At 69.6% G+C, this 13435-nt stretch carries 13 protein-coding genes and 1 pseudogene; 4 read left to right on the top strand and 10 right to left on the bottom strand.

What is annotated here, in order from left to right; translation table 11 throughout:
* Positions 1 to 91: 91 nt before the first annotated feature.
* Entirely contained in the window at positions 92 to 610 is a 519-nt protein-coding gene (locus P2424_RS27140) for a VOC family protein (protein WP_276478311.1), read from the bottom strand.
* A 145-nt stretch (positions 611 to 755) separates the two neighbouring features.
* Complete coding sequence (locus P2424_RS27135; protein ID WP_346660119.1) at positions 756 to 1649, bottom strand: hypothetical protein; 894 nt, start codon at positions 1647 to 1649, stop codon at positions 756 to 758.
* Positions 1650 to 2655: 1006 nt separating this feature from the next.
* On the opposite strand from P2424_RS27135, the gene P2424_RS27130 reads away from it, so the two are divergent.
* Together P2424_RS27130 and P2424_RS27125 are read left to right on the top strand one after the other, a co-directional pair.
* Positions 2656 to 2832 (top strand): hypothetical protein, encoded by a 177-nt coding sequence (locus P2424_RS27130; protein WP_276478309.1) that lies wholly within the window; start codon positions 2656 to 2658, stop codon positions 2830 to 2832.
* 80 nt (positions 2833 to 2912) lie between these two features.
* Positions 2913 to 3296: a hypothetical protein gene (locus P2424_RS27125; RefSeq protein ID WP_276478308.1), complete on the top strand. Its 384-nt coding sequence runs from the start codon at positions 2913 to 2915 to the stop codon at positions 3294 to 3296.
* 118 nt (positions 3297 to 3414) lie between these two features.
* On the opposite strand, the pseudogene P2424_RS27120 reads toward P2424_RS27125, so the two are convergent.
* A pseudogene (locus tag P2424_RS27120) lies at positions 3415 to 3612 on the bottom strand (GNAT family N-acetyltransferase); the annotation flags it as partial.
* A 47-nt stretch (positions 3613 to 3659) separates the two neighbouring features.
* Here P2424_RS27120 and P2424_RS27115 point away from each other — a divergent pair.
* Positions 3660 to 4271, top strand: coding sequence for a hypothetical protein (locus tag P2424_RS27115; protein ID WP_276478307.1), 612 nt, complete (start codon positions 3660 to 3662; stop codon positions 4269 to 4271).
* Between the two features lie 17 nt (positions 4272 to 4288).
* Here the strand turns inward: P2424_RS27115 and P2424_RS27110 are convergent, their stop codons facing one another.
* Together P2424_RS27110 and P2424_RS27105 are read right to left on the bottom strand one after the other, a co-directional pair.
* Positions 4289 to 4612: a multidrug efflux SMR transporter gene (locus tag P2424_RS27110; RefSeq protein WP_276478306.1), complete on the bottom strand. Its 324-nt coding sequence runs from the start codon at positions 4610 to 4612 to the stop codon at positions 4289 to 4291.
* Positions 4609 to 5301 (bottom strand): NAD(P)H-dependent oxidoreductase, encoded by a 693-nt coding sequence (locus tag P2424_RS27105; RefSeq protein ID WP_276478305.1) that lies wholly within the window; start codon positions 5299 to 5301, stop codon positions 4609 to 4611. The genes P2424_RS27110 and P2424_RS27105 overlap by 4 nt, the downstream gene beginning before the upstream one ends.
* A gap of 113 nt (positions 5302 to 5414) precedes the next feature.
* Between P2424_RS27105 and P2424_RS27100 the strand changes: the two genes are divergently transcribed.
* Positions 5415 to 6062, top strand: coding sequence for a TetR/AcrR family transcriptional regulator (locus P2424_RS27100; RefSeq protein ID WP_276478304.1), 648 nt, complete (start codon positions 5415 to 5417; stop codon positions 6060 to 6062).
* Positions 6063 to 6188: 126 nt separating this feature from the next.
* On the opposite strand, the gene P2424_RS27095 is transcribed toward P2424_RS27100, so the two are convergent.
* The 5 genes from P2424_RS27095 to P2424_RS27075 all read right to left on the bottom strand — a co-directional run bounded on the left by P2424_RS27095 (position 6189) and on the right by P2424_RS27075 (position 13392).
* Positions 6189 to 6410 (bottom strand): NADAR domain-containing protein, encoded by a 222-nt coding sequence (locus P2424_RS27095; protein WP_237735752.1) that lies wholly within the window; start codon positions 6408 to 6410, stop codon positions 6189 to 6191.
* A 638-nt stretch (positions 6411 to 7048) separates the two neighbouring features.
* Positions 7049 to 11566 carry a putative T7SS-secreted protein gene (locus P2424_RS27090; protein ID WP_276478303.1) on the bottom strand — a complete coding sequence of 1506 codons (4518 nt, stop codon included), beginning with the start codon at positions 11564 to 11566 and terminating at the stop codon, positions 7049 to 7051.
* Positions 11566 to 12222: a hypothetical protein gene (locus P2424_RS27085; RefSeq protein ID WP_276478302.1), complete on the bottom strand. Its 657-nt coding sequence runs from the start codon at positions 12220 to 12222 to the stop codon at positions 11566 to 11568. The genes P2424_RS27090 and P2424_RS27085 overlap by 1 nt, the downstream gene beginning before the upstream one ends.
* Entirely contained in the window at positions 12222 to 12629 is a 408-nt protein-coding gene (locus P2424_RS27080; RefSeq protein WP_276478301.1) for a hypothetical protein, read from the bottom strand. The genes P2424_RS27085 and P2424_RS27080 overlap by 1 nt, the downstream gene beginning before the upstream one ends.
* 253 nt (positions 12630 to 12882) lie before the next feature.
* Positions 12883 to 13392, bottom strand: a complete 510-nt coding sequence (locus P2424_RS27075) for an SRPBCC family protein (RefSeq protein ID WP_276478300.1) — start codon at positions 13390 to 13392, stop codon at positions 12883 to 12885.
* Between the last annotated feature and the right edge of the window lie 43 nt (positions 13393 to 13435).

Raw genomic sequence — 13435 nt, 5'->3', positions numbered from 1 at the left:
CGGGCTGAGCCGGGCTGAGCCAGGCTGAGCCGGGCTCAGCCCAGGTTGAGTCGGCAGACGCGGTCGGGCCGGGGTCGTTACGGCGAACCGGTCACGCCTGGTCCGTCGCCGCTGTCTCCATCTCCTCGCGGAGCGTGCGCTGGACGTAGGCCATGGCCTCCTGGGCGGCAGGGTCCGCGAAGCGTTCGGCGAGTTCCTCGGGCGGGACGTCCTCCACCCGCTCGTGCAGCCACCACAGGTGCCCTTGGGCGTCGCGGACGCGGGCGACGCGTTCACCGAAGGCGAGCAGGGTCGGCCGGGTCACCACCCGGGCACCGGCCTCGACGGCCCGTTCCACGGCCGTACCGGTGTCATCGACGTAGACGCGCAGGTGAGCCGGGGTCGCCGGCCAGCCGGGCTTGGCGTCGAAGAGCATGACGACGCTCTCGCCGATCTCGACCTCGACGTGGCCGATGTCGCCGTCGGGGTCGAGCATCCGGGAGCCCGGGGTCTCGACTGCTCCGAACGCCGACTCCAGGAAGCGCACTTCCGCGTCGGTGTCCTGGCTGATCACCCAGGCGTTGACGCGTGCGTAACGGGACGGCACCTGAACCTCCGGCTGCGGGTGCATGGGGGGATCATGTCAGGGGCCTCCCACGCCCGGTACCTGTTTCCCGCATCCGAGCGAAGCCGTGGGGCGGGGCCAGGAGCGCGGATGGCGCGTTGCGGTTGGTCCCGGTTCCGAGGCCGGCCCGCATCTGCGCCGTCCGGCGCTCTCAGTTGGGTCCCTCCTGCTGCCACTTCCGCCTGTCCCGCCATTCCGCGGCTTCTGCTGCTTCCGCCGCTTCGGCCGCTTCCGTGCGGCAGCTCCGGCACCGGCCGGGGACGGGGGCGCGGAAGGGGCGCTCGCAGTCGGGGCACTCCTGGAACGGGTCCGGGTGCGCGCCCGGCGGAGGGGAGTCGGGCAGCGGCACGGGCAGTCGGACGGTCAGCCGGTGGAGGAGCAGCGCGGCCGGGCTGCGGAGCGGTCCGACGGGCAGCTGGGAGGTCAGCGCATGGCGCACGGCTTCCGGACCGGCGTTCCGCGCCAGCCAGGTCTCGACGGCGGGGGAGAGGCGGGCCACGTCCCGTTCGGAGAGCAGCAGCCGGTCGTCGTCGCGGCGCAGGGCGGCGAGCACTGCGGCGGCGGGGCCGGCGTGGGAGGCGGCAGTCGGATCGGTCGGGGCGGGTGCCGTTCCTGCCGGTTCCGGTGCGGCGGCCCTGCGGGGCGGGTACGGGACGGACGCCGGGCCCGGGGCCGGGGCAGGGGCAGGTTTCGGCCCTGCGGCGGGTGGCGGCGGCGCGGGCCGCGGCGGTACGTGCGGTGACGTTGTTTCCGGCGCCGCCGGGTTGGCGTACGAGACGGTGTGCGTGACCATCCGCCCGCCGGGCGTGCGCTGCGGGGTGCGCGCCAGGTAGCCGTACGCCTCCAGTTCGCGCAGCGCGGCGGCGATCCGGGCCTCGCCCTCCGGGAATCGGGCGGTGAGCGACTTGATGTCGACGCGGGTGCCGTCCGGTACGGACTGGATGTGCACGCCCAGCCCGATCGCGAGGAGCGACAGTTCGCGGTGCTGGGCGAGATGGTTGCCGACGACGGTGAAGCGCTCGCGGTGCCGGTGCCGGACGTGCACGACGCCGGGACGTCCACGCCCCGGGTGTGGTGCGGCCAGCGGTGCGGTGTCCGGGCTCCGGCGACGATGATGAGGACGAGAGGTGCGATACGGCGGGCGCGCGGGCGCGGCCGCGTTAAGCTGCTGAACAGCCATCGGGAAGCGTCTTCTTCCTGGGTGGTCAGGCCCTCGATCGGGATTGCAGTCCCGGCCGGGGGCCGTTGCATGTGTGCGGTGTGCGGTGTGCGGTGTGCGGTGTGCGGTGTGCGGTGGTCGTACGGCGTGTGTGCGGTTGTCGTACGGATGATGCGGGTTTCTCGGCTGGAGCCTATGCCAGCCAACGGGTCCACACGCCAGTCGCGTTGGAGGCATTCACCTGTGCGGGTGACGGGAGGTCGGAGGGGCTTGGTGAGGTGCTTCGCGGGTTCCTTACGTCTCTGATGCCGTGGGGTACCGGAACGCGGCGGGCGGCGACCCGGTGTCCGCAGTGCCCCTGCCCCGGCCCGGAGGGCGACCTCGGCCCAGACGGTCTTGCGGGGCCACGGGCCGAGCGTGACGGCCCAGCGCTCGCCCAGCGTTCGCCCAGTGCTTCGACGAGCAGCAGCCCCTCCCACCCGGACTCGGCCTCGTGGGACGGCCGTTGGGGCGAGGTTGTGGTGTGCGGCGGCGTCTGTTCGTACCGAACGTCCGCCACTTCGACGCGGAGGACGTCCGAAACCTCGTCCGCTCGGATCCGGAGCCGGAAGCTGCGCCCGGGCACCCACCCGCCCGTGCAGCGCCGCGTTCGCACCCGGCGCGGCGACGAGCGCCGAGTCGCCGCGCGGGTGTCCCGGCAGGAGGGCGTTGAACGCGGCCCACGCTCACCTTTGTTCAGGAAGAGGCGACACGACGGCGACCGGTCCGGCGGTCCGGTCGTCCTGCGCACGCAACTGCAATGACTGCTTGAGCTGGCACAGTTGTGACATGTCGCAGTTCAGGTGACGAACACCTCATGTGAGGAGCACGCGGGAAGGCCGGTGGTCACCGTGTGCTCAAGCTGCCGGACGGCAAGACATCGGGGCATGCGGAAAGGCAGTTCGCCAACCGTCTGATCTCTGCCCCGAAGGAGGCGCAGACACTGGAAGCGTGGCATGGCATCCTGCGCTCTCTGGCGCTCACTCCGGCGGCCTGGACCGACTTCCTCGCGTACGCCGCCGCCGGCTGATGCGGAGCCGAACGGTGTCCATGCCCCATCGCGACGAGGGCGGGGGAGCGGCGGTGTCGGTTCGACGGGGTACCGCGTGGATGCGGCGTACTCCAACCTGGGCCGTGGCGGCGACGTGCGTCATGGCGGCGGCCCTGCTGTGCGTGGGTGCGGTCGCACACCTGGTGGACCTCGTCCAGCACGGTCTGTACCCGTACGGCTGGGCGCCGACCTGGCTCAACCTCTACTGGACCTCGCTGGCCGTCCTCGATCCGCTCGCCGCGGTGCTCCTGCTCGGCGGCAGGCGCCGTGGCGCGGATCTGGCCCGCGCCATCATGGTGACCGACGTCGCCGCCAACTGGTATGCCGTCTACGGCATTCAGCACAGCGGGCTTCTCGCCGAGCCCGGCCTCCAACGGCTCACGATTTTCGCGCTGTACGTAGTCGTCGTCACGCCCTTCCTCCGCAAGCACCTCTCCGCCTGAGACGAGACGACCGGGGCAACAGGCGCGGCAGTACCCTCCACGACGACCGGTTCCGCTCCACGGGGTGACCGGAGGCGGGGACGGAGGAACCGACGCCACGCGTGCACGGCGTGCGCGGTCAAAGGACCCTGGTCATGAAGGTGCTGTTCGGGTCGGGCCGGTAGTCCGCGAAGGGTTCGCACGGCTGGAAGCCGAACTTCTCGTAGAGCCTTCGGGCCGGCAGGAAGAACTCGGCGGAGCCGGTCTCCAGGCTCAGGCGCGTGAACCCCATGCCGGAGACCTCGCGCAGAATGTGGGCCAGCAGCGAGGAGGCGATCAAGAGACTGGACGCGGAGCACGCGGAACGTCACCTTCTGGTCGGTCGTGGACGGCGGCACCTTGGTGGGCTGCGGTGTGCTCCAGGTGTTCTGGTGCCCGTTCGACGCGCATGGAGGCGGCCACGACATGTCGCTCCATCTGCGCTGGCGGCGCTCGGCGGACGTGCGCCAAGTACGGGAAGAACAGCCGGAACCCGTGGTGGTCGGCCACGACGGGTACGTGCCCGAGCCCTGTGTCCTCCACCCCGAACGGGTCGTCGAGTACGAGTACATCGAGCAGCTTCCCGACGGCCTGGCCCGCCGTATCGCCGAGTGGGAGGGGCCCGAGGACGACTGGGAGCCGGACACGCTCACGTACGAGTCCGATCTGTCGATCGCCCCGGGCTGGAAGGTGGGCGGCTTCGCCTCCTGGCACACCACCGGCCCCGCGACGATCACTTGCGGGCCCTGCGGCCGGGCACTGGAGCCCCTGCTGACCGTCGCCAGCTCCGAATGGGACGGCGGCACCGGGAGCTGGACCCCGCTGGAGGACCGGCCGACGGCAGACGCCATGGACGCCAACACCCCCACCCATGTCACGGTCGGCCGCTGGGGAAGCCTCTTCATCCTCACCTGCCCCGCGTACCCCGAGCATCCCCACCATCTCGTCATCCAGTGACCCGGCGGTCGGAAAGCTCAGCCTTCCGGCGAGGTCGCGCGGGCCAGTGCGACGCCGCCCACGATCAGGGCGAGGGCGAGAAGGCGACCGGTGGTCACCGGATCCTTGTGCACGACGATGCCGAGGGTGATGGCGCCGAGGGCACCGATTCCGGTGAACGCGGCGTAGGCCGTCCCGACAGGCAGCCCCTGCATCGCCAGGGAGAGCAGGTAGACCGCGACGGCGGCGAGCGTGAAGCACACCAGCGTGGGAAGCGGACGGGTGAAGCCGGCCGTGGGTTTGATGCTCTGCGACCAGGCGACCTCGACCAGCCCGGCCGCGACGAGCAGCAGCCAGCTCACAGCGCTGCTCCGACCGTCCGGGCAGCGGCCAGCGCGGCGGCCCTGGAGGCGTCGTGGGCCTCGCGGCGGGCGGCGAGTGCGGGATCGGTGAGGGAGTTGACCAATTCGGTGCCGAGGAAGGTCATGTCCTCCTCGGGGACGGCGAAGTGGCCGGGGAAGAAGTCCCGCAGGTAGCGCTCCTGGTGGTCGTACGGCTGGCGCGGGGTGCCCGGCCCGTACGCACCGCCGCGTGCGTAGGCGACGACGAAGCGCCGGCCGGCCAGCGACATCTTGGGGAACGTCACCTGGTCGATCCACGCCTTGAGCGAGGCGGGGACGGAGAAGTTGTACATGGGCGCGGCGATCAGTACGACGTCGGCGGCGACGAGTTCAGCGAGCAGCGGCTCGACGATCGCCCAGGCGTCGGCCTGGGCCGGGGTGCGCACGGCTTCGCGGTAGCGGGCGGTGTCGGTGATCCGGTGTTCCAGTACGTAGTCGCACAGCTCGGTCCACGCCTCGCCTATCTGCGGAACGGGGGTGAGTGCGAGGTCGCGGTGGAGGTAGGTGCCGTCCGGGTGGGAGGACCGCCAGGCGTCGGCGACGGCGTCGCCGAGCTCGCGGCTGAAGGAGCGGCGGCGGGCGCTGGCGTCGAGGTGCAGCAGGGTCTGCGGAACGGGGGGCGTCGTCGGCCGGGTGGCGGTGGTGGACATGGGAAGGCTCCTGCCTCGGAAGAGGGAACCGGACACCGTGTCCGGTTCAGCTGTGGTCAGCATAACCGGACGCTCCGTCCGGTTATTCCGCCGGGCTGACGTAGGCTGATGCCGTGGAGACCAAGGAGCCCGAGCAGTCCGGGGACCCGGCGAGGCTCGGGGACCCGGCGAGACCGGGGGAGCCGAAACGGCCCAGGGAGCGCGCGGACGCGGCGCGGAACCGGGCGAAAGTCCTCTCCGCGGCGTCCGAACTGTTCGCAGAGGGGGATCCGCGCGCGGTCACGATGGAGGACATCGCCCGCACCGCCGGAATCGGTCGGGGCACGCTCTACCGGCGCTACCCGGACATCGCCTCCATCGCGGCGGCACTCCTGGACGAGCACGAGCACGCACTGCAGGGCGAACTGCTGCGGGGCGCACCGCCACTGGGCCCCGGCGCAGCACCGGGGGAGCGGCTTGCGGCCTTCCTGGCAGCCATGATCGACCTACTGGAGCAGCACAGCCATCTCGTCCTCGGGGCCGAGACCGGCGCCGAACGCTTCGCCGTCGGCGCCTACGGCTTCTGGCGCGCCCACGTGCTGGCGCTCCTGCGGGAGGCGGACACGTCCGACCCCGAGGCGCTCGCGGACACGCTCCTGGCGCCGCTGGCCCCCGAGGTCTTCCTCCATCAGCGCGGCCGAGGCATCTCGACGGCCCGCTTGAAATCTGCCCTCATCCGGCTCGCCCACGGGGTCACGGCCGGCACGGTCGTCACGGCCTGAGCCGGCGCGGCCATTTAGCCGTTCTTGGGGAGTACGAAGCTTGGAGCGATCTGGGATCGGAAGAGGTCGGCCGACGAGGGATGCGCCGATGGACTCCTGGGACGACTCAGCATCGCTCTTTCTGTTTCAACGTGACAACAGTGTATTTCGAGTCTCCATCAGCGCGAACCCCAGCAGATTCAGACCTTTCCACAGCGAGGGTGAAGAAGCTCGTTCGTCGTCCGCAGCCAAGCCAATGCCCCAGATGCGGTTTAAGAGGCTTGCTTCGACCAGTACGCGGTCCCGGGACTTCAGCAAGAAGTCGCGTATTTCTCTATCGGCGGAGAACTTTGCGAGGTTGCCGCGCAGAACGATTGTGTACCGGTGCTCGAGCCAAGTCTTCCTCGAAGCCTTCTACCTGACGGCCGAGTGTCTTCGCTGCACCGGGGTGGGCTGCAAGTGATCGGGGTGGAAATTGGTTTTCTGGTGTTCACCACGCCAGGCTCGGTATCGCACGTCTGTGCACCCTGCTTCTCGCAGGGTGAAGTAAGCAGGCGTCGGCCATCATGCCGTACCCTTTTAGCGCACGGAGGGTTATTGTTTTGTATTCAATTGTTCCCAGATGAGGGTGTGTAGAAGCTGATTCTTCTGTCTTCGTGAGAGTGTCTTCAGTTTTTCATAAGTGCGGGGTGCCACGTCCAGGCGATGGGGGATGCGGTAAAGGGTCGAGTGCTTCCTGCCCGCGACTGCTGGGTCATATGCCAGGAGAACGCAAATCCAGCTGTCGGTTGGGACACTCTCTGGGAGTACTGGCATGAGTAGATATCTGGTGTCTTCGCCTGTGCTTGTATCGATGCGTTTTCCGGTGCGACTGAAGCCGGCCTTCTCCGCTTCGGCGACTAGGCGCCGCAGCGTGCGAGTGTCAACGTGGCGGACTTCTCCCGGTACGGGCCAACCGAAAGGCGAGGCCACACGGGTTCGATCATGTACGCGCGGATGAAGTCTCCTCACGGGTTCCCTCCTCTTCCCAAGATCTGCACGATCGTCTCGGGGGTGATATTCGGATTGGCGGGGTCTCTCATCCGGGACAACGCCTCAGCGATGCGATGGTTTCCCTGAACTACCGCGTTGTCATGGACCGTCACCACGTGGCCGATCCCGTCGGGATCGTTGATGGCACGAAGAAGAGTCTCGTCATCCAGGCTTCGCAGCATGCCTGTTTTGAGCGGATCGCCTAGGTCTGGTGTGTCAATTTCGTTCAGATCGCCGAGTCGTGTGGGTTGGCGCTGAGCACGCATAATCTGGTCGGTTCGATACCCCTGGGGGCGAAATTTATCTTTTACCCGCTCAACGAACCCTGGGCGGTCCGGATAGTCGGGCGCAAGGCCGAGTGAGTCGAGCCAAACGGTCGGATTCATGACGTATCCGACCGGATTGGGAGCTGCCTCAAGCCCCAGCGGGTCGGGCGCCGTGTACCGCGCGGTTTCCGGGTCGTAGTACCGGAAGTAGTTGTAGTGGAGGCCCGTTTCCGGGTCGTAGTACTGGCCGGGGAAGCGGAGGGGGGTGTAGGCGGTGCTGTCGGTGTGCCAGGTGGTGGTGCCCCAGAGGGTGGACTGGGTGCGCCAGGCGATGTCGCCCGATTCGGAGACCAGCTCGGTCGGGGTGCCGACGAGGTCGGTGACGATGGCGTAGAAGCGGGAGTCGATTTCCTGCTGGGTGGACTCGTCGGTGCGGCGTTCCGTCTGGGCGAGGGGGGTGAAGCCCTTGTGGTCCCAGGTGAGGGTGACCGGGTGGGGGAGGTCGGGCGCGGCGGTGGTCTGCTCGATGAGGGTGGGGCCGTCCCAGGTGAAGAGGACCGATTCGGCCTGCTCACCGTCCGCCGTCATACGGTGCTTGGCCGTGCGGCGGCCCAGGGGGTCGTAGGCGTACTGCCAGACCGTGCCGTCCGGGGTGACGACTTGGGTGAGCCGGTCCTCGGCGTCCCAGGTGTAGTGCCAGGTGTCCGGTTTCTTCGAGAGGCGGGTCTTCTGGCGGAGGGTGGTGCGGCCCGCTGCGTCGTGTTCGTAGCGGACCTTGCCCGCTGTCCGGATCGAGGTGCCCTCATACACACGCGGGCCGATGGCCTCGGGGGAGGCGTGGGTGGCGGGCCAGCTGGCCTCGGTCTGGTTGCCCGCCTCGTCGTAGGCGTAGCGCTCCGTCCAGCCGCGAGCGTGGACGGCCGTGACGCGGCCGACCGCGTCCAGGTCGAAGGCCGCACGACCTGTCAGGAGGTCGTCAACGCTCGTCAGATAGCCGTCGGAACGGTATGCGTAACTGCGCTGCTGAATGGTTTCTTGAGCCGCTACGCATTGTGATATCAGGAGGCCCGCCGGGTCCCACACCTGGGAGAGGGTGAGGCCCTCCGTTCCGATGCGGCGCTCCGTCTCGCGGCCTGCCGCGTCGTGGGTGAAGTCCAGCGTGCGGCCTGAGGCCGTGAGCGAAGTGCGGTTGCCCGCCGCGTCGTAGGTGCTGGTGGAGACGGCGCCGGTCGGGGTGGTGCGACGGGTGCGGCGGCCCAGGGCGTCGTAGGTGTGGGTGAGGGCTCGGCCGTTGACCAGTTCCGTTTTGACTCGGCCCAACTTGTCGCGCTGGTAGCGCAGCTCCGCGTCCGGGCCGACGGCGTCCAGGAGGCGGCCTGCCGGGTCGTACGCGTACGTCGTCACCGCGCCCGCCGCGTCCTTGCGGAGGGTGCGGCCCAGTGCGTCCCGCTCGTAGCTGATCTCTTCGCCGAGCGGTGTCGTACGGCGGATCAGTTCGCCGGCCGCGTCCAGTTCGTACTGCTGCGTGCGGTCGTCGAAGTCCGTCTCCGCGACCAGGCGGCCCGCGGGGTCGTAGGTGTAGTCCCAGGTCAGGCCCTGGGGGTTGGTCACCCGCGACATGCGCAGCTCGGCGTCGTACGCGAACTCGTAGCGCACGCCGTCCGGGCCCGTGCGGGCCTCCAGCATGTCGAAGTGGGTGTACTCGTACCGGGTCTCGCCGCCCGCGGCGTCCACATGGAGGGTGCAGTTGCCCTCGCCGTCCCACTCCCAGCGCTCCGTGGCGCCGTCGGGTGTCGTGCGGGAGGCGAGCCGCCCTTCGGTCGTCCAGGTCAGCGTGGTCCGCGCGCCCAGCGGGTCCACCAGGCGCACCGGGCGGCCGAAGGCGTCGCGTTCGTAGCGGGTGGTCGCGCCCAGCGGGTCGGTGATCTCCAGCGGGAGGCCCACCGCGTCGCAGCGGATCCGTGTCGTCGCGCTGAGGGCGTCCGTCACCGTCGCCAGCCGGCCCCGGCCGTCGTAGGTGTAGTGGGTGGTGTGGCCCGCGGGATCGGTCACCGAGGTCCGGTTGCCGTACGCGTCCCACTCCAGGCGCCAGGCCGTGCCGTCCGGGCCGGTCGTGGTGACCGGCAGCCCCAGCGCGTCGCGGGTGATCGCGGTGCGCGTGCCGTCCGGGCGTGCGACCGCGGCGAGGTGGCCTGCCGCGTCGTACGTGAAGGACGTGGTGCGGCCCAGCGCGTCCGTGTGGGACAGCGGGCGGTTGTGGTCGTCCCGTTCCGTCCGCGTCCGGTGGCCCAGGGAATCGATCTCGCCGACCGCCCGGCCCTGCTCGTCGAACAGATGGCGGGTGGAGTGTCCGGCCGCGGTCGTCACCGTGGTGACCTTGTGGCCGGTTGCTTCGTCCACACCGTCGTAGTCGATACGGACCTGCATGTGGCCCGCTGTGCCGCCTTCGGCGATGACGCGGTGGAGGTTGTCGTAGACGTAGTCGTAGCGGCGGTCGTTGGTGTCGGTCCAGGACACCACGCGCTGCTCGTCGTCGTACTCGAAGCGCAGCGGCAGCCCGGAGGAGCCCGTGACGTCGGTCAGGTTGCCGTCGGTGTAGGCGTAGCGCAGCACCGTCGTGTCGGTCTCGGAACCGGCCAGGGAGAGCGCGGTCACCCGGTCGTCCTCGACCGTCAGCCGCACCACGTAGCCGCCGCTGTGGACGAGGCGCAGGGGCGCGCCGGTCTGTTCGTCGTACTCGAAGGTGATGCTGTTGCTGTTGCGGTCCGTGATCTGCTCGATCCGGGCCGTGCCGTCCTCCGAAGTGCCCCCTTGCGGCGGGGCGAAGTGCCGTACCCGGCCCGTCTCCCGTTCCGTCAGTGTGTAGCCGCCGTCCGGGGTGCGCTCCAGCGGCATCCGGGAGGAGCCCGCCGACGGCAGGGTGGGAACCCCAGGAGCTGGGTGCGGGAACGTGAGCAGGCGGCCGTCCTCCGCGATGAAGACGACACCTTCCGGGTCGACCTCCAGCCGCTGGTCCACCGTGGAGCTCCAGGACGGACCGAACCAGCGGCCGAGCGTGTAGCCGGACGCGACGTGGCGGGTGAACGTGAGCGGCAGGGTGCCCGGCAGGGTCAGGTCGGACTGCGGCAGGAACATCAGCCCTGTCGCCAGGTCGACGGGGTCGGTGCCGTTGGCGACGCGCTCCCTCGGAGGCGTGCTGGAGGGTTCCCTGCCCCTGCCTCTGAGAGCTCTTCGAGCCTCGCCGGCTTCCCGCGCCACCCGTGCTGCCCGAGCGGCCCTCGTTGCCATACCGGTGCCCTTGGTGCCGAACAGTTCCGGAATCAGGCGGCCCACGCCCTCGGCGGGGTCCCGTTGGAAGGTGTCCCACATCTGCCGGCCGGTGCCGACCGGGTCATTGGCGACGCGCAGCAGACCGGTTGCGGTCGAATTGAGGTTGGTGACGTACTCGCCGGGGTGGGTGATGTTGTAGGGGTCGGTGGGGTTGACGCTGCGGACGAAGTTGACCAGCCCGGCGGTACCTTTGATGACGCCGCCTGCGACGTGGTCGAGGTCAAGGCGCAGTCCGGTGAGGCCGTCGTTGGCCTGCTCCCAGTAGTCCGGTGTAGGTGGAGCAGCGTCCCGGGCATCCTTGACCGCGCTCTGGGCGACGCTCGCAGCGGTGTTGCGCTGAGTGCGGGCTTCCTTCAGCTGGTCCTCGGCGGCGTCTTTCTTGTCGTCCTTGTACTTGGCGATCGCCTCGCGCGCCTGGCCCTGGGCCCACTCCACCGTGCCGGCGAAGTCCTCCAGCGCTCCTGCTGCCTTCTCGCAGGCATCGGCGGCCTTGGTCCACTTGACCGGTTCCAAGCCGACCGCATCCCAGAAGGCGTCGGCGGCCCTTCCCCTCAGGGATCCCTTGTGTAAGCCCTTGAGGCCCTTGGCAACGTTGTCGAAGGCGCTCTTGAGGTTGGTGATGTGCTCGGCAGTCGAGCGGATCTTGCTCGGGCTGCCGTAGACCAGCTTCTTCGGGTCCGCCGTCTCGTCCAGTTGGAACTCGGCTACCTCGGCGCCCATCGCGTTCGCCGCCGAGCGGGACTGTTCCCGCACCCAGTCGCCGCCGCTCTCCCAGCCGACGTCGTCCAGCCGGTCGCCGGTCCAGTTGCCGGCGCCCTCGACGAGGTCGCCGGCGCCCTCGAGGAAGTCCTCGCCCGCGTCCTCCATGCCGTCGGGTATCAAATCGTCCCAACCCATCAGCCACGGCCCCCCTCATTCTCCGGCTGCGCGGCTGTGGCCCGTTCCTCCGGCGACGGGCCGAACCATGCGACCCGCTGCGCTTCGACCTCTTCGTCACTCACCCCGGTGAGGTTCTGTGCCCAGTCCGTGTACATGCCGCCGCGGCCCTCGGCAGTCAGTGCGCGCCCGGTGTCCTGCCAGTCCTGCCCGATGTCCGCTCTGGCCTGGCGTAAGGAGTCCATGCTGTAGTCGGGCTTGTAGGGCGCGACCAGGTCCCCCCACTCACTGTTGATGATCTCTTCCTCGGTGGCATGCGGATTGCCGGTCAGCGAGTTGAGGCCGATCTTGAGTGCCCCGGCCGCGTACTGGTCCTCCTCGTACGCCATGCCTGCGGAGAGGCCGAGCCTCTGGGCGAGGGCGTTGGCGTTCTGAACCAGGGCGCGTATGCCCCACTCCCACTGCTCGCAGAAGTCCTCGAAGCCGACGGACAGCTCGTGGTGGCCCATTTCCATGCCGGTCAGCGCCAGTTCCTCGAAGCCCGCGCCCTGCAGGGCATCCGTCGCGTCGCCGCCGGATGCCCTGAGCTCCTCGATGGCGCCATTGAGACCGTTCTCGATCAGATTCAGGGACTCTGTGTTCCAGTTGATGTCGTCCCTGCCTGTGCCGTCCCCCATCAGCGGTCTCCCCCTTCACCCGCGCCCTGCACCGCCGCGGCATCCGGCACGATCCCGGGCGCGGGTGGGAGGAGCATGGAGCCGTCCTCGTCCGCGATGTCGACCGCGACACCCGTGGGTCCGTCGAGAGCAGGGATGACGACATCAAGCAGCCGCGCGCCCAGTACGGTGACGTACTCCCCTTCGCGGCCCCCCGGTACGCGGCCCCTGCCCGGCGCCGTGGCGAACCGGGCCAGGGCCGCCTCGTCGGTGAACGCGAGAATCCAGCGCACTCCGCCGAAACTTCGGGTCAGCAGCCGTCCCCCGGCGGCTTTCGGCGCCAGTACGGCTGCGCGTCGGAACTCCCCCAGAAGCCTGCCGGGATCCCCCGTGCCCGCCCGCATCGCAGCGATCTCCTCGGAAATCATCCCCGTTCCCCCTCGGTGTGTGCGTCCCTGCGCTACCGCCTCGCTTTCCACTGAAGCAAGGACCGAATGGTGACGCAATGCCACACCCTCACTCCACTAGGTGATCAACTCCTTGCCTGTGCACGTCGGGGCGGAGGTCCGGCAGGCGGAGCCGCTGAGTGGATCGGCCGGGCCGCGGTCGGGAGAAGGGGGGCGTTGGATGGGAGGACGGGCCGGCAGGCACCCTGGCAGTCGGATGGCGTGACGCCCGGCGTCACGCCTCGGGCCGCTGCTCCAACTCCCGCTTGAGGTTGCGCAGCGTCCGCTCGATGTTGCGGATCTGGAAGGCGGCGAAGGTGCTGCCGCCGGTGGCGATCCGGTCGAAGACCCCGGCCACCGGGTCCGGCCAGGAGCGCCGGTCGTCGGTCCAGGTCTCGGTGACCTTCGTACCGCCCTCGGTGTGGTGGAAGCGGTACTCCCAGGTGGCGATGGGGGACTTCAGCTTCGGGTGCCGCAGGCCGATGGCGTGCACGCGGAAGGCGAAGCGGCGGCCCGGGTCGGCCTCGGTCACCGTGCAGCGCGTGGTCCAGCGGAAGACGCCGCGCTTGTTGCGGCCCTCGAAGACGGTGCCCACCTCGGCGGGCTCGTCCCCGCCGGGCACGGTCGCCCCCAGGTTCTCCGGGCTCCAACGGCCCATCCGGGCGGGCCGGCTGATCTGCTCGTACACGGCCTGGGGTGCCGCGTCGATGCGGATGCTGCGGGACACGGTGAATTCGCGGGGCATGGGCACTCCGTTCCTCGGCGGATGCCGGGGCGCGGACCCGGTG

The sequence above is a fragment of the Streptomyces sp. WMMB303 genome, from assembly GCF_029351045.1.
Lineage (GTDB): Bacteria > Actinomycetota > Actinomycetes > Streptomycetales > Streptomycetaceae > Streptomyces.
The sequence above is the reverse complement of the archived record's forward strand: the minus strand, read 5'-3'. Positions and strand labels throughout refer to the sequence as shown.

Bases quoted from the DNA above. Each gene is read 5' to 3' on its own strand.
- P2424_RS27140 (WP_276478311.1), bottom strand. From the start codon at position 610: ATGCACCCGCAGCCGGAGGTTCAGGTGCCGTCCCGTTACGCACGCGTC.
- P2424_RS27125 (WP_276478308.1), top strand. From the start codon at position 2,913: ATGCGGCGTACTCCAACCTGGGCCGTGGCGGCGACGTGCGTCATGGCG.
- P2424_RS27105 (WP_276478305.1), bottom strand. From the start codon at position 5,301: ATGTCCACCACCGCCACCCGGCCGACGACGCCCCCCGTTCCGCAGACC.
- P2424_RS27090 (WP_276478303.1), bottom strand. From the start codon at position 11,566: ATGGGTTGGGACGATTTGATACCCGACGGCATGGAGGACGCGGGCGAG.
- P2424_RS27085 (WP_276478302.1), bottom strand. From the start codon at position 12,222: ATGGGGGACGGCACAGGCAGGGACGACATCAACTGGAACACAGAGTCC.
- P2424_RS27080 (WP_276478301.1), bottom strand. From the start codon at position 12,629: ATGATTTCCGAGGAGATCGCTGCGATGCGGGCGGGCACGGGGGATCCC.
- P2424_RS27075 (WP_276478300.1), bottom strand. From the start codon at position 13,392: ATGCCCCGCGAATTCACCGTGTCCCGCAGCATCCGCATCGACGCGGCA.